This is a genomic window from Azospirillum canadense (assembly GCF_025961225.1).
GTDB lineage: Bacteria > Pseudomonadota > Alphaproteobacteria > Azospirillales > Azospirillaceae > Azospirillum > Azospirillum canadense.
Genome location: NZ_JAOQNG010000007.1, coordinates 1 through 17,500, shown reverse-complemented (window position 1 = coordinate 17,500; position 17,500 = coordinate 1). Strand labels below are relative to the sequence as shown.

The following is a 17,500-nucleotide window of genomic DNA, read 5'->3' as shown; positions in this document are numbered from 1 at the left end:
TCTTCGGCACCTGCTGGATCGGTCGGACATCGCAGCGTCCGTTCGCGGCAACCACGCGGAAGAGCATGGCGGCGGCGTGTCGCGGATTCTGGCTGCTGTTCATCCCAAACATTCCCTCTTGTGAGAGCACCGGCCCTGGGGAGCCTGCGCCACGATCCTGATTTTAATTGAATGTGATGTTTTTGCCATAGGTTTTCATCCCCCGGCGCCAAGATCGTTGAGTCACGCTTAAGTGGCTGGAATCAAAGGAAAATAAATGAGTACAGCGTCAGCTGGGCTTGTGAAAAGAAAAGGACAGGCGCCGCCGCGTCGCGACGCCTGTCCTGACAGGGCAAGGCGATGTCAGGCCTTTGGGGTGGTCAGGCCTTCGGGATTGCGGTCGGCAGGGCGACACCGTGCCGCACCGCGATTTCCCGCAGGCTCTCCCACGTTGTCAGGTCAACGGGAACACCGTTGGCGCGGCGGTCCGCCTGGGCATCCCGCTCCGGATCGCCGGGGGCCATGACGCGGGCGCCGGGCTTGGCCGGTTGGGCGCGCAGGTCGGCCAGGAAGGCAGCCACCCGCGCGTCAAACAGGGCGAGCGGCTGGAACAGCTCCGGCCGCAGAACGATGAAGAAGTGGCCGAGCGACACCGGCTGCGACTCCTCCGTCCCGGTGAAGGCCGGCAGCGCCGCGCCATGTGCCATGCCGGTGAAGGCGGAGCAGAGGATGTCCACCATGGCGGCCAGCCCCGCGCCCTTGTAGCCGTAGGCCGTGCCGCCCAGCGGCATCAGGGCAGCCGCTTGGTGCGGATCCGTGGTGACCGCGCCGTCCTTGTCGACCGCGACCTCCGGCGGCAGGGGCTGGCCAGTGGCTCGGCGCAGGAAGACGCGGTTCAGCGGGATGCTGCTGGTCGCCATGTCCAGCAGCATCGGCTCCTCCCCCGCCACCGGCAGGGCGAAGCTAATCGGGTTGGTGCCGTTGAAGGGCTTCAGCCCGTCGTACGGCACGACGATCGCGTCGGAGTGAGTCATGCCGATGGCGGCGAAGCCCTGCCGCGCCGCCGCCAGCGTGTAGCAGCCCGTCGCCCCGTGGTGGGAAGAGCGGGCCACCGCCACCGCGGCGATGCCCGTCTCCCGCGCCATGGCGACGCCCTCCTCCACCGCGCGGTAGCTTGCAAGGTGGCCAAGACTGTCGTCGGCGTCGAGATGCCCGACAGCCGCGGCCTGCCGGGTGAAGCGCAGGTCCGGCGCGCCGTTTACCCGGCCCGAGACCAGCGATTCGACGTAGTGCGGCACCAGCCGCACCCCGTGCGTGTCGAAGGCGCGGGCGGAGGCGTCGACGACGGCGCGCGCCGTCGCCTCAGCCCCATCCCGGCGGGCGCCGGCCTTTTCCATCAGGTCGGCCACGAAGCCTTCAAGCTCCGTGCGGTGGATACGGACGTCCTCGAACGATTCCATCGGTCAGACCGGCAGTTGGCGCATGGAGGCGACCGCGGTCATCACGCCGCGGATCTCGGCGAGGCCACGCAGCCGGCCGATGGCCGGGTAGCCGGGGTGGGTCTTCTTGCCGACATCGTCCAGCAGCTCGTGCCCGTGATCCGGCCGGAAGGGGATGCGCCAGTTCGGGTTGCCTGCGTCCTGGCGGACTTTCTGCTCCTCCAGCAGGGTGGTGACGACCGACACCATGTCGACGTCGCCGCCCAGATGCTCGGCCTCCTGGAAGGAGCCGTCGGCCTCCTTCTTCACGTTGCGCAGGTGGGCGAAGGTGACCTTGGGAGCGAAGCGCTTGGCCATGGCCGGCACGTCGTTCTGCGCCCCGGCGCCCAGCGAGCCCGTGCAGAAGGTGATGCCGTTGGCCTCCGAATCGATCACGTTTACGATGAAGTCCAGGTCGTCCGCGCCGCTGACGATGCGCGGCAGGCCCATCAGCGGGCGCGGCGGGTCGTCGGGGTGGATGCACATGCGCACGCCCACCTCCTCCGCCGTCGGGATCACCTCGCGCAGGAATTGCGCCAGCGTCTCGCGCAAGCCGTCGCGGGTCATGCCCTTGTAGCGGTCGAGCATCTTGCGCAAGCCGGGGATGTCGTAGCGGTCAAAGGCGCCCGGCAGGCCGGCCATGATGTTGGCGAGCAGCTTTTTCTTGTCGACCTCCGACGCCTTGTCGAACCAGGCGCGGGCGCGGGCGAGCACGTCGGGCGCGTGGTCGTTCTCCGCCCCCGGGCGCTGGAGCATGAAGACGTCGAAGGCCGCGTGCTCGTGCGCGTTGAAGCGCAGCGACGTGCCGCCGCCCGGCACCGCGGCGGCGAGGTCGGTGCGCGTCCAGTCGAGCACCGGCATGAAGTTGTAGCAGACCGTCGTCACGCCGCAGGCCGCGAGGTTGCGCAGCGACTGGCGGTAGTTGTCGAACAGGGCCTTCAGGTCCCCCTCGCCGATCTTGATGGATTCGTGAACCGGCAGGCTTTCCACCACGCTCCAGCGCAGGCCGAGCGACGGGTCGGCGGCGATCATCGCCTTGCGCTTCTCGATCTCCTCCACCGACCAGACCACGCCGTAGGGGATCTGGTGGAGCGCCGTGACGATGCCCGTGGCTCCCGTCTGCCGGATGTGGTTCAGCCGGATCACGTCGTCCGGACCGAACCAGCGCCAGGTCTGTTCCATAACTTGTCTCCCTCGAAAAAACGCGTCCGCGGTCAGCGGAACAGAAGGTTCGGCAGCCAGAGCGACAGCGCCGGGATGTAGGACACCAGGAAAAGAATGATGATGTTGCAGACCAGGAACGGCCAGATGGCCTTGCTGATCTCGCCCAACGAAATCTTGGCGATGTTCGCCGCGACGAACAGGCAGACGCCGACCGGCGGGGTGGTCAGGCCGATCATCAGGTTCAGCACCGCGAAGGTGGCGAAGTGGATGGGGTCGATGCCCACCTGGGTCGCCACCGCCAGCAGCGGCGGGAACAGGATGATCAGCGCCGCGATCGTCTCCATGAAGGTGCCGACGATCAGCAGCAGGATGTTGATCAGCAGGATGATGACGTACTTGTTGGTCGTCATCGACAGCATGGCCGCGGCGATCGACTGCGGGATCTGCTCGCTGGTCAGGATCCAGCCGAAGACGTTGGCGAGGCCCACCAGCAGGATCAACCCGCCGGAGCCGATGGCGCTCTCCAGCATGATGCCGGGCAGGTCGCGCACACGGAAGCCCTTGTAGACGAACAGGCCGATGACGAAGGCGTAGAGCGCCGCGACGACGGAGGCCTCGGTGGGCGTGAAGACGCCGCCGACGATGCCGTAGAGGATGATCGCCGTCATCAGCAGCGCCCAGAAGGCGGCGCGGCTGGAGCGGAACAGCTCCCGGAAGCCCACCCACTTGCCCTTGGGATAGCCGCGCTTGCGGGCCATGATGTAGACCGTGATCATCATCCCGATGCCGAGCAGCAGGCCCGGCACCGCGCCGGCCATGAACATCTTCCCCACCGACAGGCCGGTCAGCGTGCCGACGATGATCATGGGGACGCTGGGCGGGATGATCGGCCCGACGGTGGAGGCCGCCGCGGTGACCGCCGCGGAAAAGGCCTTGTCGTAGCCGGACTTGCTCATGGCCGGGATCATCACGGCGCCGATGGAGGCCGTCTCGGCCACCGCCGTGCCGGAGATGCCGGCGAAGATCATGGAGCCGGTGACGTTGGCGAGCCCCAGGCCGCCACGGATGTGGCCGACGAGGCCGTTGCCGAAACGGACAATCTGGTCGGTGATGCCACCGCCGTTCATCAGGTTGCCGGCCAACACGAAGCCGGGGATGCAGAGCAGCACGAAGCTGTCCATGCCCGCGTACATGAACTGCGGCACGACCGTCAGGTCGATGTCCGCGAGGATGAGATAAACCGCCGAGGACAGCCCCAGCGCGATGCCGACCGGCACGCCAAGGATCAGCGCGATGGCGAAACTGCCGAACAAGGCCGCGATCAGCATCAGACCAGTTCCCCGCGTTCCATGGTGTAGTGCTCCGCACGGGCGAAGCCGAGCAGCCGTGCGATGGAGAAGAAGGCCAGCGACACCGGGATGATCAGCGCCACCACGTAGACCCCGATCATCGGCAGGTCGATGGACCGCGCGCGCTCGCCGAAGCTGCCGACGACGTAGTCCCAGGCGCCGGGGATGATCGCCAACGCGAAGACCAGGATGATGACGTCCACGAACCGGTCCACGACGCGGCGCGCCGATTCCGGCAGGGGCGCCACGAACAGGTCGACGTTGACCAGCTCCCCGCGCAGCAGGGCCAGCCCGCAGGAGAAGGCCACGAGATAGACGAGGGCGAAGCGCGCCACCTCCTCGGTCCAGGCCGGGGACCGGATGCCCGGCACGCGGCCGAGCACCTGAAGCAGCACGACGCCGATCAGCACGGCGAAGGCCGCGAGCGTGCCGTACCGGCACAACGCGCTCGCCCCCGCGACGAGAACCGCCAGGATTCTGCGCATTGGAACTCTCCGGGATCGGGAAAATCCCCCTCTCCGCTCCGGGGAGAGGGATGGGGTGAGGGGGTTGCGCTTTTGCCGGACGTACCCGCACCGCGGGACCCCCTCATCCTAACCCTCTCCCCAGAGGGGAGAGGGGACTTGGGACCTACACCGCGACGATCTCGTCGTAGAGCGGCTTGATGGACGGGTCGAGGGCGGCGATGACGGCGTCGCGGCCCTTCTTGGCGAAGGCGTCCTTGTCGACCGTCACGAACTCCATCCCCTTGGCCTTCAGGTCGGCGGCGAGCTGCTTCTCGTCGGCGAGGAACAGCTGGCGCTCGTGCGCCTGGGCGGCCTTGGCGGCATCCATGATCGCCTTCTGCTGGTCGGCCGGCAGGCGGCCCAGCTTCTTGGCGCCGCCAACCAGATAGATCCAGCTGATCACGTGCTCGGTCAGGTTTAGGTACTTCTGCACCTCGAAGAAGCTGGCCGACTTGACCAGGGCCAGCGGGTTCTCCTGCGCCTCGATGGTGTTGCTCTGCAACGCGGTGAAGACCTCGGAGAAGGCCATCGGCGTCGGCTTGGCGCCCAGCGAGTCCCAGAACTTCACGAACAGCGGCACGTTAGGCACGCGCATCTTCAGGCCGTTCAGGTCGTCCGGCGACTTGATCGGGCGGTTGGAGGTCAGGTTGCGCGGACCGCGGGCGAAGTAGGTCAGCGGGCGGAGCTGCGTCTTCTCCTCGATGTTCTGGGCGATCTTCTGGCCGGTCGGGCCGGCGACGACCTTGTCCAGGTGGTCGAGGTCGCGGATCGCGTAGGGCACGGCCAGCAGGGCGGCGCTCGGCGCCCAGTTCTGCAGGGACTCGCCGGTGATGGTGAAGTCCACGGTGCCGAGCTGGATGCCCTTGATGAGGTCCGTTTCCTTGCCCAGCTGCTCGTTCGGGAAGACGCGGACCTCGACGGCGCCGTTGGTGCGCTGCGCCACCTCCTCCGCGAACTTCAGCGAGGCCTTGTGCCAGACGTTGTCCTCGTTGCCGAGGTGGCCGAGCTTCAGCGTCGTCTTCGACTGCGCGCGGACGATCGACGGGGCGAAGACCGACCCCGCGGCGGCGGCGCCGAGGCCGGCCGCACCCAGACCGGTGGCGAAGGCGCGGCGGGAGATGGGAGCTTTGAAGTCCATGGGGTGTTCCCTCCTGTATTCGTCTCTTGTTTGTTCCGCGTCAGTCGAAGCTGAGCTGGACCTTGATCGTGCTGGACGGGTCGGTTTCGATCAGCTTGAAGGCGTCGGCGGCCTGGTCGGCCGCGAAGGTCTGGGTGATCATGCCGGCGGGGTTCAGCTTGCCGCTCTCCAGCCAGCCGATGACCTGCGGCAGCAGGCGCCGGTTCAGGCGGGAGCCGACGAGCGTCAACTCCTTCTTCACAATCTCCTGCTGGCTGATGTTGCAAGGGGCTGGGGAGAAGCCGAGCAGCCCGATGCGCCCGGCCGGACTGGCGACGCGGCAGGCCTCCTCCAGCAGGGCCGGCACGCCGGCGCCGTCGATCACGATGGTGGGGCCGAGCCCGTCATTCTCGTCGCGCACGGCGTCGGGGACGGAGGTGGTGCGGGAGTTGATGACGACGTCAGCGCCGAAGCCGCGGGCACGCTCCAGCCGGGCCTCGTCCAGGTCCGCGACGATGCAGCGGGCGCCGTGCAGCTTGACCACCTGGGTCACCGTCAGCCCAACCGTGCCGGCACCGTAGACCAGCACCGTGTCGCCCGCGTCGATGCCCGTGCGCGACAGCACGTTGGCGGCGATGGAGAAGGGCTCGGCCAGCGCGGCGATGGCGTAGGGCAGGTTCGGGTCGACCTTGACGGCGTTGGCCGCCGGCACGGCCAGCCGGTTGCGGAAGCCTCCGTCGCGGTGGACGCCGAACACCTCCAGGTTGGCGCAGACGTTGGTGCGGCCGACGCGGCAGGCGTAGCAGCGCCCGCAGGACACCACGGGATCGACCACCACATGGTCGCCGGGCGCCAGATGGGTCACGCCCTCCCCGACCGCCTCGACCTCGCCGCTGAACTCGTGGCCGATGACGCGCGGGTAGACCGCGAAGGGGTTGGAGCCGTGGTAGATGTGCAGGTCGGAACCGCAGATGCCGGCCCGGTGCACCCGCAGCAGCACCTCGCCCGCCGCAGGGCCGGTTGCGGCCTCCGGCTTCAGGGCGAGGACGTGCGGTTTTTCAACGGTCAGGGCAACCAAGGGTGTCTCCTGGTGTGGCGTGTGTGTGGGGTGGCGGCGTTTTCCCCCACCCCGACCCTCCCCCGCTGGGCGGGGGAGGGAGTTTGTGCGAAGCGGCGGCAGTCCCCTCCCCCGCCCAGCGGGGGAGGGTTAGGGTGGGGGGCCCGGTGAAGAGGCGCTTACACCCCCGCCGCCGCCGCCCGCGCCCCCTCAGCAAACAGCCGCTTCAGCGCGTTCGTCACCGGGCCGGTGAAGCGGGGGTCGCGCGGCAGGTCGTCGCCGAAGACGGCGTTCAGGGCGAACAGGGCGGGCGCCAGGCGCTCCGCGACCGGGCCGGCGTCGGCGGCCAGCTCGGCCAGCCGCGCGGCCATGGGATCGCGGACGTCGATCGGCCGGCCGGCCTCGTCCGTGCCGGAGACGTAGCGCATCCAGCCCGCGACGCCGAGCGCCAGCCGGTCGATCGGCGCGCCCGCCACCAGCCGGTCGCGGATGGTGCCCAACAGGCGCTGCGGCAGCTTCTGCGTGCCGTCCATGGCGATCTGCCACGTGCGGTGCCGGAGCGCCGGGTTGCGGAAGCGCTCGATCAGCGCGTCCTTGTACCGGCCAAGGTCGGCGCCGGGCGGCACGCGCAGGGTGGGCGTGACCTCCTCGTCCATCAGGCCGCGGACCAGCCGGGCGATGCCGGCGTCGGCCATGGCGTCGGACACCGTCTCGTAGCCGGCCAGATAGCCGAGGTAGGCGAGCGTGGAGTGGCTGCCGTTCAGCAGACGCAGCTTCATCGTCTCGTAGGGGTGGACGTCGGCGACCAGCTCCGCCCCTTCCGTTTCCCAGGCCGGGCGGCCGGTGGGGAAGCGGTCCTCAATGACCCACTGGGTGAAGGGCTCCGTCACCACCGGCCAGGCGTCGCGCAGGCCGAGCAGTCCCGAGACGCGGTCACGATCGGCGTCGGTGGTGGCCGGCACGATGCGGTCGACCATGCTGTTGGGGCAGCCCACCGTGTCGGCGAACCAGTTCCCCAGCCCCGGATCGCGCAAGGAGGCGTAGCGGCGCAGGATGCCGGCCGCCGTGTCGCCGTTGCTCGGCAGGTTGTCGCAGCTCAGCACCGTGAAGGGCTCCACCCCGGCGGCGCGGCGGCGGGCCAGCGCCTCCACCAGGAAGCCGGGCACGCTGCGCGGGCGGTCGGGGTTGGCGAGGTCGTGGACGATGTCCGGATGGTCCTCGTTCAGGGCGCCGGTCGCCGGGTCGTGGCAATAGCCCTTCTCCGTCACCGTCAGGGACACCACCCGGACCGACGGGCGGGTCAGCCGCTCCAGCACCGCCGCGGGATCCTCCGGCGCCACCAGAAGCTCCGTCACCGAGCCGACCACGCGCAGCCGCTCGCCCGACGCGTCGCGGACCGCCACGGTGTAGAGGCCACCCTGCGGCGCCAGCGCGTCGCGCGTGTCGGGACTCCGCAGGCTGACGCCGGCGATGCCCCAAGGGCCGAAGTCGCGGGCCAGCACGCCGTCGGTGTAGACCGCCTGATGCGCCCGGTGGAAGGCGCCGATTCCCAGGTGGACGATCCCGGTCGTCAGCGCCCCGCGGTCGTAGCCCGGCAGGGAAACGCCGGGACGCAGCGAGGACAACGTGTCGGGGCTCAAACGCATGAAGGACTCCGCATGACGGCTATTTTTCGAAGAAGTGGCTGTTGGCTTGGGCGATGTCGTCGACCGCGGCGAAGACGGTGCGCAGATGCTCCCGCATGGCGTCCTCCGCCCCGGCGACGTCGCGGGCGGCGACCCGGTCGACGATGCGTTCGTGCTGGGTCAGGATCATGGTCGCCCAGCCCTCGCTGTGCAGCGACAGGACGCGCACGCGGTCGAGCTGCGCCTTCACGGTGACCAGCAAGTCCCACACCGCCGGGCGGCCGGCGATGCGGATCAACTCCGCGTGCAGCGCCTCGTCCAGCGCGAAGAAGTCGTCGTGCCGGGCGGACGCCATGGCCGCGCGCTGGCGGTCCATCAGGCCGGCGAGCGCCGCGACGTCCGCCTCCCCCGCCCGCTCCGCGGCCAAGCGCACGGTCCGGCACTCCAGAGTCTCGCGGATGAACTGGCTGTCGGCGACAGCGCTCAGCTGGATCGGCGCCACGAAGGTGCCGACCTGCGGCACGATTCGCAGCAGCCCCTCATCCGCCAGCCGACGGAAGGCCTCACGCACCGGCGTGCGGCTGACACCGAACCGGGCGGCCACGCGCGTTTCCGAAATCCCTTCCCCCGGACGCATGTCGCCGGACAGCACCGCCGCGCGCAGGGCGTCGTAGACGCCGTGCTGCCGGGGGCCAGGCCGGTCGAAAGCGGAGACAGGAGAGGTCGGCGGGGTTGCGGGCATCGGGCTCGTGTCGTCTTGCACACTTGTATACTAGTGTGTCATGCGTACGAAAGATTGGCAACTCCCACCATGGGCATAACCAGCAACCTTCGGGGCACTCCCACCAGTTCCCCGGCCAGCGCCCCGGCCGCAAACCGCGGCTTTCCGCGGGCTCGCATAAAATGTTTGCTACGCCCCCAAATTCAGGCTTGCGCTGCACGCTGATATATTAATATCCTTCCTGCAACGAACGATCCGGCCCCCAGCGGGAAGAGGGGGCACGGACCGACACAGGGGGAAATCTATGGATGCCACCGCCCGGCCGGAGCCGGCGGCGCGCAGCGGGACGCGCGTCGCGAAGGCGCCGCGTGTGCCATCGCGGGCCAACACCACGCAGACCATCTACCGCACGTTGCGCGCTGACATCATCGCCATGCGCCGCACGCCGGGCGAGCCGATCGTCGAGAAGCACCTCGCCGAAAGCTATGGCGTCAGCCGCACGCCGGTGCGCGAGGCTCTGCTTCGGCTGTCCGACGACGGCCTGATCGAGATTTTTCCGCAGTCCGGCACCTTCGTCGCGCGCATCCCCATGAACGCGCTGCCGGAGGCCGTGGTGATCCGCACCGCCCTGGAAGGCACCGCCGTGCGCCACGCCGCCCAGCGCGCCACGCGCAGCCAGGTTGCCGTCCTGCGCGCCAACCTGATGCTGCAGCAGGAGATGGACGCGGCGGGCGATTTCGACGGCTTCCACGAGGCCGACGAGCAGTTCCATTCCCTGATCGCGGAGATCGCCGGCTATCCGGGCCTGTGGGGCCTCGCCCAGCAGGTGAAGGTGCATGTCGACCGCTACCGCCGCTTGACCCTGCCGGCGCCGGGCCGCATCGCCCAGGTGATCGCCCAGCACACGGCCGTCGCCGACGCCATCGCCGAGCGCGATCCCGTGCTGGCCGAACAGCGCATGTCCGCGCACCTGGACGAGCTTCTGTCCGCCATTCCCAACACCCAGGGGGCCAACCCCTTCTACTTCACCGGCGCCGAGATGGCGCCGGCCACCAAGAATTCGTGAGGAGCCCGACCATGGAGATCACCGTTCGGCACGCGTCCCATCCCGACGCTGTCCGCAACTTCGACACCGAGGAACTGCGCGATCATTTCCTGGTCCCGACGATCTTCAAGGCCAACGATGTCGTCCTGACCTACAGCCACATCGACCGCTTCGTGGTCGGCGGCGCGATGCCGGTGGCCGGCCCGCTGAAGCTCGAATCCGCCAAGGCCATCGGCTCCCCCAACTTCCTCGACCGCCGCGAACTGGGCGTCGTCAACGTCGGCGGCCCCGGCCGCGTGACGGTGGATGGTGCTGCGTACGACCTGGACCCGCGCGACTGCCTCTATGTCACCATGGGCAGCGTGGACGTTCGCTTCGAGAGCCTGGACCGCGCGAACCCGGCCAAGTTCTACCTGAACAGCGCCCCGGCCCACGCCCGCTTCGAGACCATGAAGATCTCCATCGCGCAGGCGAAGGCGGTCCACCTCGGCGACCTGGCCCAGTCCAACGAGCGGACCATCTACCAGATGATCCACCCGGACGTCTGCCGGACGGCGCAGCTCGTGCTCGGCATGACGGTGCTGAAGCCGAACAACATGTGGAACACCATGCCGTGCCACACGCACGACCGGCGCTGCGAGGTCTATTTCTACTTCGACCTGCCCGACCCGGCGCGCGTCTTCCACTTCATGGGCGAGCCGGACCAGACCCGGCACATCGTCGTCGCCAACGAGCAGGCAGTGATCTCGCCCAGCTGGTCGATCCACAGCGGCGTCGGCACGCGCAACTACACCTTCATCTGGGCCATGGCCGGTGACAACCAGGACTTCACCGACATGGACATGATCCCCATGGAAACGCTGCGGTGACGGGGGAAGCCTTGATGAGCAACCCCTTCGACCTCAACGGAAAGGTGGCGCTGGTCACCGGCGCCAACACGGGCATCGGGCAGGCGATCGCCGTGGCGCTGGCCAATGCTGGCGCCGACATCGCGGCCGCCGGGCGCACCGCGCCGGACGAGACGCGCGCGCTGGTGGAAGGGCTGGGGCGGCGCTTCACCGCCTTGCCCGCCGACTTCTCCAGCACCGCCCCGATCCACACGCTGGTGGAGGAGACGGTCGGCACGCTGGGCGGGCTGGACATCCTGGTGAACAACGCCGGCATCATCCGCCGCGCCGACGCGGTGGACTTCACCGAGGCCGACTGGGACGCGGTGATGGACGTCAACCTGAAGTCCGTCTTCTTCCTCTGCCAGGCCTTTGGGCGCTACGTCATCAACAACGGGCGCCGGGGGAAGATCATCAACATCGCGTCGATGCTGTCCTTCCAGGGCGGCATCCGCGTGCCCTCCTACACCGCGTCGAAGAGCGGCGTCGCCGGCCTGACCAAGCTGCTCGCCAACGAATGGGCCGGCAAGGGCATCAACGTGAACGCCATCGCGCCGGGCTACGTGGAAACCAACAACACCACGGCGCTGCGCGCCGACGAGAAGCGCAACGCCGAGATCCTGGCCCGCATCCCGGCCGGCCGTTGGAGCGCGCCCGGCGATATGGGCGGCCCCGCGGTCTTCCTGGCCTCGGCGGCGTCCGACTATGTCCACGGCACCATCCTGCCGGTCGACGGCGGCTGGCTGGCCCGCTGACGCAAGGAGAATTTGCGATGAGCACCGACGTCTTCGTGATGGACGAGGCCGTGGCCTGGCAGGATCTGGGCGACGGCGTGCGCCGCAAGATCCTCGGCCACAACGACGCGATGATGATGGTCCGGGTCGAGTTCGAGACCGGCGCCATCGGCCCGCTGCACCGCCACCCGCACGTCCAGTGCGCGGTGGTGGAAAAGGGCTCCTTCGACGTGACCATCGAGGGCCGCACCCAGCGGCTCGGCGTGGGCGACGGCTACATGGTGCCGTCGAACGCCCTGCATGGAGTCGTGGCGCTGGAGCCCGGCACCCTGCTCGACATCTTCACCCCGCCCCGCGAGGACTTCCTCAGCTAAGGGCCCCTTTCATCAACTCGCCTTTCTTTAACGCACAAGTACAGCCGAAAGAGCTGGCTTCAGGAACAGGAGGATACGCAATGCACCTTTCCCTTCGCGGCGTCCGCGCCGCCCTTCTCGCGGCCTGCGCGGCCTGCACCATGCTGGCGACCCCGGTCATGGCGCGCGACTTCCGCTCCGCCGACATCCACCCGACCGATTACCCGACCGTCGAGGCGGTGCGCTACGTCGGCAAGCTGGTCGCCGAGCGCTCCAACGGCAAGCTGGGCGTCAAGGTGTTCCCGAACGGCGCGCTGGGCACCGAGAAGGACACCATCGAGCAGCTGAAGATCGGCGGGCTCGACATGATGCGCATCAACGTGGCGCCGCTGAACAACGTCGTGCCGGAGACGATGGTCACCGCCCTGCCCTTCATCTTCCGCTCGACCGAGCACATGCGCGCGGTGCTGGACGGCCCGATCGGCGACGAGATCCTGGCCGCCATGGAAGCCCAGGGCATGGTCGGACTTGCCTTCTACGACAGCGGCTCGCGCAGCATGTATTCGGCCGCCAAGCCCTACAAGACGCTGGCCGACATGAAGGGCGCCAAGATCCGCGTGCAGCAGTCCGACCTGTTCGTCGCAATGATCCAGGCGCTGGGCGCCAACGCCACCCCGATGCCCTTCGGCGAGGTCTACACCGCGCTGAAAACCGGCATCGTCGACGCGGCGGAGAACAACTACCCGTCCTACGAATCCTCCCGCCACTTCGAGGCGGCGAAGTACTTCACGCTGACCGAGCACGCCATGGCGCCGGAAGTGCTGGTCTTCTCCAAGGTCGTGTGGGACCGCCTGTCGAAGGACGACCAGGCGATGATCCGCAAGGCCGCCAAGGAGTCCGTCCCCTACATGCGCAAGCTGTGGGACGAGCGTGAGAAGCAGTCCAAGGACGTGGTGGTCAAGGCCGGCGCGCAGATCGTCGAGGTCGCGAACAAGCAGGAATTCATCGATGCGATGAAGCCCGTCTACGACAAGTTCGCGAACACGCCGAAGCTGCAGGGCCTCGTCCAGCGCATCCAGGAAACGAAGTAAGCACGGGCGACGCGCGGCGGCGTCCGCCTTTTTGATAAGGCAACGGCGCCCCCGCGCTTCCTTGGGGAGCAGTGCGGCATGGATATTGAGCTGCAAGCAATGGACGTCAGCCCGCCGCACAGCGCCGGCTTGCTGACCCGCATCAACGCGCCGCTGGCCCGCGGCGGCATGTACATCGCCATCGCCGGTCTGCTGATGATTGTCGCGGTGGTGTTCTATCAGGTGTTCGGCCGCTACGTGCTGAACAACTCCCCGACCTGGGCGGAGAGCCTGGCGATCCTGCTGGTCCTCTACGTCACGCTGATCGGGGCGGCCGTGGGCGTGCGCGACGCCGGCCACATCGGGCTGGAAAGCCTGCTGGTGCTGCTGCCCGACGGGCCGCGGCGCAAGCTGGAGATCGTCATCCACGCGCTGGTCGCAGTCTTCGGCGCCGCCATGGCCTACAACGGCTGGCTTCTCGGCAGTTCGGTCCTGTCCTACTACATCCCGAACCTGCACGTGTCGGAAGCGGTGCGCTACGTGCCGCTGGTCCTGTCCGGCGTCCTCATCGTGCTGTTCTCCATCGAGCACATCATCGCCATCCTGAAGGGCGAGGAGGTCGAGCCGTCATGGAACTGACCATTCTGAGCGTCACCTTTTTCGGCTTCCTCATTCTCGGCATTCCGGTGGCCTTCGCCATCGGCCTGTCGGCGCTGTGCACCATCCTCTACGAAGGCTTGCCGGTCGCGGTCGTCTTCCAGCAGATGATGTCGGGGATGAACGTCTTCTCGTTCCTGGCCATCCCCTTCTTCGTCTTCTCCGGCGAGTTGATGCTGCACGGCGGTGTCGCCGACAAGATCGTGAGCGCGGCCAAGAGCATGGTCGGCCACATCCGCGGTGGCCTCGGCATGTCAAACGTGGTCGCCTGCACGCTGTTCGGCGGCGTCGCCGGCTCCCCGGTCGCCGACGTGTCGGCCATGGGTGCGGTGATGATCCCGATGATGAAGCGGGAAGGCTACCACGCCGACTACGCCGTCAACGTGACGACGCACGCGGCGCTGGTCGGCGCGCTGATGCCGACCAGCCACAACATGATCATCTACGCGCTGGCCGCGGGCGGCAAGGCGTCGATCGGATCGCTGATCGCGGCGGGCATCATGCCGGCGATCCTGCTGATGGTCTGCAACCTGGGTGCGGCCTATTTCGTGGCGGTCAAGCGCGGCTATCCGGCCGGGAGCTTCCCGGGCTGGGAAATCGCCGCCCGTTCGCTGGCCGCCGCTGCGCCGGGCCTGCTGATCGTCGTCATCATCCTGGGCGGCATCACCACGGGCATCTTCACGGCGACCGAGTCCGCCTCCATCGCGGTGATCTACGCCCTGCTGCTGACGACCTTCGTCTACCGCACGATGACCTGGAGCCGCTTCAAGGCCGCCGCGGCCAAGACGGTGAAGACCACCGGCGTGGTCCTGCTGCTGATCGGCGTGTCGACGATGTTCCAGTACCTGATGGGCCTCTACGAGGTGGCGGACCTGACGGGCGAGTTGCTGGCCGGCGTGTCGACCAACCCGCTGATGATCTTCCTGCTGATCAACATCATCCTGTTCCTGCTCGGCACCTTCATGGACATGGCGAGCACGATCCTGATCTGCACGCCGATCTTCCTGCCCATCGCCATGCAGTACGGGATGGATCCGGTGCAGTTCGGCATCGTCATGCTGATCAACTGCGCGCTGGGCCTGAACACGCCGCCGGTCGGCACCACCCAGTTCATCGGCTGCGCCATCGGTGAAGTGTCGGTGGGCGAGGTCATGCGCTCCATCACGCCCTTCTACGGGGCTCTGTTCGTGGCGCTTTTGCTGGTCACCTACGTGCCGGCCTTCTCGCTCTGGCTGCCGCGCCTGCTGATGCACTGAGACGGACGCTTTAGGAATTCACCACCAAGACACCCTGGGCATCAAGAGTTCACGCCAAGTCGGGAGCGAGGATTCTTGGTGTCTTGGTGCCTTGGTGGTGAAAATCCATTTCAGGCCCTTACCCCGCCTCGGCGACCGAAGAGTTCCGCCACAGGTTGATGTCGCTGTCGACGGCGTGACGGTCGATCTCCGCCAGTTCCTCCGGCGAGAAGGCCGCGTTCTGCAACGCGTCGAGCGAGTTGTCCAACTGCTCCACGTTGCGGGCGCCGATCAGGGCGGAGGTCACGCGCGGGTCGCGCAGCACCCAGGCGATGGCCATCTGAGCCAAGGTTTGGCCGCGCCGCTCGGCGATGGCGTTCAGCGCCCGCACCCGCTCCAGGTTCTCCGGCGACAGGAAATGCGCCCGCAAACTGCCGCCCTTGGCGGCGCGCGCGTCGACAGGCTTGTCGCCCAGGTACTTGGCGGTCAACATGCCCTGCGCCAGCGGCGAGAAGGCGATGCAGCCGATCCCCAGATCCTCCAGCGTGTCGAGCAGCCCGCCCTCCACCCAGCGGTTCAGCATGGAGTAGGAGGGCTGGTGGATCAGGCACGGCGTGCCGAGATCCTTCAGGATCGCCGCCGCCCGCCGCGTCATCTCCGGCGAGTAGGAGGAGATGCCGACATACAGCGCCTTGCCCTGCCGCACCGCGCGGTCGAGCGCGCCCATCGTCTCCTCCAGCGGGGTGCGCGGGTCGACCCGGTGGGAATAGAAGATGTCCACATAGTCCAGGCCCATGCGCGTCAGGCTCTGGTCCAGGCTGGCGGTCAGGTACTTGCGGGAGCCCCAGCTGCCGTAGGGGCCCGGCCACATGTCGTAGCCGGCCTTGGTGGACACGACAATCTCGTCCCGGTGGGCCTTGAAGTCGGTCGCCAGGATGCGGCCGAAATTCTCCTCCGCCGAGCCCGGCGGCGGGCCATAGTTGTTGGCGAGGTCGAAATGGGTGACGCCGCGGTCGAAGGCCCGGCGCAGCACGGCGCGGCCTGTCTCGAACACGTCGGTGCCGCCGAAATTCTGCCAGAGCCCCAGCGAAATGGCCGGCAGGTCGAGCCCGCTCCGCCCGCTCCGGCGGTAGCTCATGCGATCATAGCGGGCCGGCTCGGCCCGATAGAGCGACTGCATCGCGTTCTCCTGGCTCTTCTGTGCATGCACGACGAAAGGTGCGCACCACCTGATATATCAGATGGCCGCAGGCTTCCATTGCCCATTGGTCAGTGCGCGCATGCGGCAGAGCGGAAGAACCACGAAGGGGTCAGGCCGGCGCCTTGTCGTCCAGGGGGGCGGTGAAGTACAGCGGGTTCGCCTTCTGCGCGTCGGAGATGGTGACTTGGAGATAGTCCAGGTGCACGTCCAGCGCCTTCGCCGCGGCATCCGGGTCGTGGTTGGCGATGGCCTCCACGATGACCGTGTGCTCGGCGATGACCGCCGGCACGCGGCCGAGCACCGGCAGGGTCAGCAGCCGGAAACGGTCCACCTGCACCTTAACCTGCTGGGTCAGCGCCCAGAAGCCGGGATAGCCCGCCGTTTCGGCGATCAGCGCGTGGAAGGACTCGTCCGCCTGGTGAAAGCCGTTGAAGTCGCCGGCCGCCTCCAGCTCCCGCTGGAGTTCCAGGTTGGCGCGCAGCTTCGCGACCTGGCTGCGGGTGGCGCGTTGCGCGGCGTAGCGAACGGTCGCCTCCTCCAGCGCCTTGCGGATGGCAATGGCTTCGGGCAGGGCGCCCAGCGGGATGCGGGCGACGAAGGTGCCGGACTGCGGGAAGATCTCGATCAGCCCCTCGTCGGCCAGCCGCAGCACAGCCTCCCGCACCGGGGTCCGGCTGACGCCATAATCCTGGGCAATCACCTTCTCGGCGATGGGCTCGCCGGGCTTCCGGCGCAGGGAGACGATCTCGTTGCGCAGGTCGCGGTAAATGGTCGCAGCCACCGTCGTGCCGCGCTGGACCGGCCGGGCGGTCGCCGCGGTCGCACGCCGCCGGGACCGCGTCGGAGCGGCGGGGGCCGGATCCTTCTCCGCCACCGGGGTCCCCGGAATTGCTGCCGGAACCGCCGTGCTCTGCGCTGCCTTCTTCAACACCCGCTCCGCCAGAAAAAATACCGATTCACTATACCGAGCCCGCTTGGCGGCGGTCAAACGCCTTGGAACGAGGCGAACGCCGTCTTGCGATCTCCATTGCGCTCCTCACTGATATATCAGTATGATTGCGCAAGCGCACCACCGACTCTTCCATGGAAAGACCAACCGCCGTGGACTGCAAACGCATCGCCCTCGTCGCCCATGACGCCCGCAAGCGGGACCTGATCGCCTGGATCGGGGCCAACATCGCGGCGCTGGACGGCCACCTCTTCTGGGCCACCGGCACGACCGGCCGGCTGGTCCGGGAGGCCCACCCCGCCCTCGACGTCACCTCGCTGAAAAGCGGCCCGCTCGGCGGCGACCAGCAGATCGGCGCCATGATCGCCGAAGG

At 68.0% G+C, this 17,500-nt stretch carries 19 protein-coding genes (1 of these 19 cut by a window edge); 8 read left to right on the top strand and 11 right to left on the bottom strand.

What is annotated here, in order from left to right; translation table 11 throughout:
• The 9 genes from M2351_RS27950 to M2351_RS27910 all read right to left on the bottom strand — a co-directional run.
• Positions 1-103, bottom strand: partial view of a hypothetical protein gene (locus M2351_RS27950; RefSeq protein WP_264659308.1) — the 5' portion only. Its footprint begins 89 nt before the window's first position; 103 of the gene's 192 nt are visible here — the first part of the coding sequence; it begins with the start codon at positions 101-103; its stop codon lies beyond the left edge, outside the window.
• Positions 104-359: 256 nt separating this feature from the next.
• Positions 360-1,439 carry an Ldh family oxidoreductase gene (locus M2351_RS27945; RefSeq protein ID WP_264659307.1) on the bottom strand — a complete coding sequence of 360 codons (1,080 nt, stop codon included), beginning with the start codon at positions 1,437-1,439 and terminating at the stop codon, positions 360-362.
• Between the two features lie 3 nt (positions 1,440-1,442).
• The gene (gene uxuA / locus M2351_RS27940; protein ID WP_264659306.1) at positions 1,443-2,639 is read right to left on the bottom strand and encodes a mannonate dehydratase; all 1,197 of its coding nucleotides are present in this window, start codon (positions 2,637-2,639) and stop codon (positions 1,443-1,445) included.
• Between the two features lie 32 nt (positions 2,640-2,671).
• Positions 2,672-3,949 (bottom strand): TRAP transporter large permease, encoded by a 1,278-nt coding sequence (locus tag M2351_RS27935; protein ID WP_264659305.1) that lies wholly within the window; start codon positions 3,947-3,949, stop codon positions 2,672-2,674.
• On the bottom strand, positions 3,949-4,455 hold the full coding sequence (locus M2351_RS27930; protein ID WP_264659304.1) for a TRAP transporter small permease: 507 nt from the start codon (positions 4,453-4,455) through the stop codon (positions 3,949-3,951). Before M2351_RS27930 ends, M2351_RS27935 begins: the two co-directional genes overlap by 1 nt.
• Positions 4,456-4,600: 145 nt before the next feature.
• The gene (locus M2351_RS27925) at positions 4,601-5,614 is read right to left on the bottom strand and encodes a TRAP transporter substrate-binding protein (protein ID WP_264659303.1); all 1,014 of its coding nucleotides are present in this window, start codon (positions 5,612-5,614) and stop codon (positions 4,601-4,603) included.
• Positions 5,615-5,654: 40 nt separating this feature from the next.
• Positions 5,655-6,671 carry a Zn-dependent oxidoreductase gene (locus M2351_RS27920; RefSeq protein WP_264659302.1) on the bottom strand — a complete coding sequence of 339 codons (1,017 nt, stop codon included), beginning with the start codon at positions 6,669-6,671 and terminating at the stop codon, positions 5,655-5,657.
• A 158-nt stretch (positions 6,672-6,829) separates the two neighbouring features.
• The gene (locus M2351_RS27915; protein WP_264659301.1) at positions 6,830-8,296 is read right to left on the bottom strand and encodes a mannitol dehydrogenase family protein; all 1,467 of its coding nucleotides are present in this window, start codon (positions 8,294-8,296) and stop codon (positions 6,830-6,832) included.
• A 19-nt stretch (positions 8,297-8,315) separates the two neighbouring features.
• On the bottom strand, positions 8,316-9,017 hold the full coding sequence (locus M2351_RS27910; protein ID WP_264659300.1) for a GntR family transcriptional regulator: 702 nt from the start codon (positions 9,015-9,017) through the stop codon (positions 8,316-8,318).
• Positions 9,018-9,300: 283 nt separating this feature from the next.
• Here M2351_RS27910 and M2351_RS27905 point away from each other — a divergent pair, with 283 nt between their 5' ends.
• From M2351_RS27905 to M2351_RS27875, 7 genes are all read left to right on the top strand, one after another.
• Positions 9,301-10,062 carry a GntR family transcriptional regulator gene (locus tag M2351_RS27905; RefSeq protein WP_264659299.1) on the top strand — a complete coding sequence of 254 codons (762 nt, stop codon included), beginning with the start codon at positions 9,301-9,303 and terminating at the stop codon, positions 10,060-10,062.
• A gap of 11 nt (positions 10,063-10,073) precedes the next feature.
• Positions 10,074-10,910: a 5-dehydro-4-deoxy-D-glucuronate isomerase gene (gene kduI, locus M2351_RS27900; RefSeq protein ID WP_264659298.1), complete on the top strand. Its 837-nt coding sequence runs from the start codon at positions 10,074-10,076 to the stop codon at positions 10,908-10,910.
• Between the two features lie 14 nt (positions 10,911-10,924).
• Entirely contained in the window at positions 10,925-11,683 is a 759-nt protein-coding gene (kduD, locus tag M2351_RS27895) for a 2-dehydro-3-deoxy-D-gluconate 5-dehydrogenase KduD (protein WP_264659297.1), read from the top strand.
• Between the two features lie 17 nt (positions 11,684-11,700).
• A complete protein-coding gene (locus M2351_RS27890) occupies positions 11,701-12,036 on the top strand; it encodes a cupin domain-containing protein (protein WP_264659296.1) in 336 nt (111 codons plus the stop codon).
• A gap of 80 nt (positions 12,037-12,116) precedes the next feature.
• Entirely contained in the window at positions 12,117-13,106 is a 990-nt protein-coding gene (locus M2351_RS27885) for a TRAP transporter substrate-binding protein (protein ID WP_264659295.1), read from the top strand.
• Between the two features lie 78 nt (positions 13,107-13,184).
• Positions 13,185-13,724, top strand: coding sequence for a TRAP transporter small permease (locus tag M2351_RS27880; protein ID WP_264659294.1), 540 nt, complete (start codon positions 13,185-13,187; stop codon positions 13,722-13,724).
• Positions 13,715-14,998: a TRAP transporter large permease gene (locus M2351_RS27875; RefSeq protein WP_264659293.1), complete on the top strand. Its 1,284-nt coding sequence runs from the start codon at positions 13,715-13,717 to the stop codon at positions 14,996-14,998. Before M2351_RS27880 ends, M2351_RS27875 begins: the two co-directional genes overlap by 10 nt.
• Before the next feature lie 118 nt (positions 14,999-15,116).
• Here M2351_RS27875 and mgrA read toward each other — a convergent pair whose 3' ends face one another.
• Both mgrA and M2351_RS27865 read right to left on the bottom strand, forming a co-directional pair.
• Positions 15,117-16,157 carry an L-glyceraldehyde 3-phosphate reductase gene (mgrA, locus tag M2351_RS27870; RefSeq protein WP_264659292.1) on the bottom strand — a complete coding sequence of 347 codons (1,041 nt, stop codon included), beginning with the start codon at positions 16,155-16,157 and terminating at the stop codon, positions 15,117-15,119.
• 130 nt (positions 16,158-16,287) lie between these two features.
• Positions 16,288-17,067, bottom strand: a complete 780-nt coding sequence (locus M2351_RS27865; RefSeq protein ID WP_406567463.1) for a GntR family transcriptional regulator — start codon at positions 17,065-17,067, stop codon at positions 16,288-16,290.
• Between the two features lie 194 nt (positions 17,068-17,261).
• Between M2351_RS27865 and M2351_RS27860 the strand changes: the two genes are divergently transcribed.
• The coding region (locus M2351_RS27860; protein WP_264659291.1) for a methylglyoxal synthase at positions 17,262-17,500 on the top strand (239 nt) is incomplete at its 3' end.

Excerpts from the sequence above, each read along its gene's own strand:
- M2351_RS27945 (WP_264659307.1), bottom strand. The coding sequence starts at position 1,439 with ATGGAATCGTTCGAGGACGTCCGTATCCACCGCACGGAGCTTGAAGGC.
- M2351_RS27890 (WP_264659296.1), top strand. The coding sequence starts at position 11,701 with ATGAGCACCGACGTCTTCGTGATGGACGAGGCCGTGGCCTGGCAGGAT.
- M2351_RS27885 (WP_264659295.1), top strand. The coding sequence starts at position 12,117 with ATGCACCTTTCCCTTCGCGGCGTCCGCGCCGCCCTTCTCGCGGCCTGC.
- kduD (WP_264659297.1), top strand. The coding sequence starts at position 10,925 with ATGAGCAACCCCTTCGACCTCAACGGAAAGGTGGCGCTGGTCACCGGC.
- M2351_RS27910 (WP_264659300.1), bottom strand. The coding sequence starts at position 9,017 with ATGCCCGCAACCCCGCCGACCTCTCCTGTCTCCGCTTTCGACCGGCCT.
- mgrA (WP_264659292.1), bottom strand. The coding sequence starts at position 16,157 with ATGCAGTCGCTCTATCGGGCCGAGCCGGCCCGCTATGATCGCATGAGC.
- M2351_RS27925 (WP_264659303.1), bottom strand. The coding sequence starts at position 5,614 with ATGGACTTCAAAGCTCCCATCTCCCGCCGCGCCTTCGCCACCGGTCTG.
- M2351_RS27905 (WP_264659299.1), top strand. The coding sequence starts at position 9,301 with ATGGATGCCACCGCCCGGCCGGAGCCGGCGGCGCGCAGCGGGACGCGC.
- M2351_RS27935 (WP_264659305.1), bottom strand. The coding sequence starts at position 3,949 with ATGCTGATCGCGGCCTTGTTCGGCAGTTTCGCCATCGCGCTGATCCTT.
- kduI (WP_264659298.1), top strand. The coding sequence starts at position 10,074 with ATGGAGATCACCGTTCGGCACGCGTCCCATCCCGACGCTGTCCGCAAC.
- M2351_RS27930 (WP_264659304.1), bottom strand. The coding sequence starts at position 4,455 with ATGCGCAGAATCCTGGCGGTTCTCGTCGCGGGGGCGAGCGCGTTGTGC.
- M2351_RS27880 (WP_264659294.1), top strand. The coding sequence starts at position 13,185 with ATGGATATTGAGCTGCAAGCAATGGACGTCAGCCCGCCGCACAGCGCC.
- uxuA (WP_264659306.1), bottom strand. The coding sequence starts at position 2,639 with ATGGAACAGACCTGGCGCTGGTTCGGTCCGGACGACGTGATCCGGCTG.
- M2351_RS27875 (WP_264659293.1), top strand. The coding sequence starts at position 13,715 with ATGGAACTGACCATTCTGAGCGTCACCTTTTTCGGCTTCCTCATTCTC.
- M2351_RS27915 (WP_264659301.1), bottom strand. The coding sequence starts at position 8,296 with ATGCGTTTGAGCCCCGACACGTTGTCCTCGCTGCGTCCCGGCGTTTCC.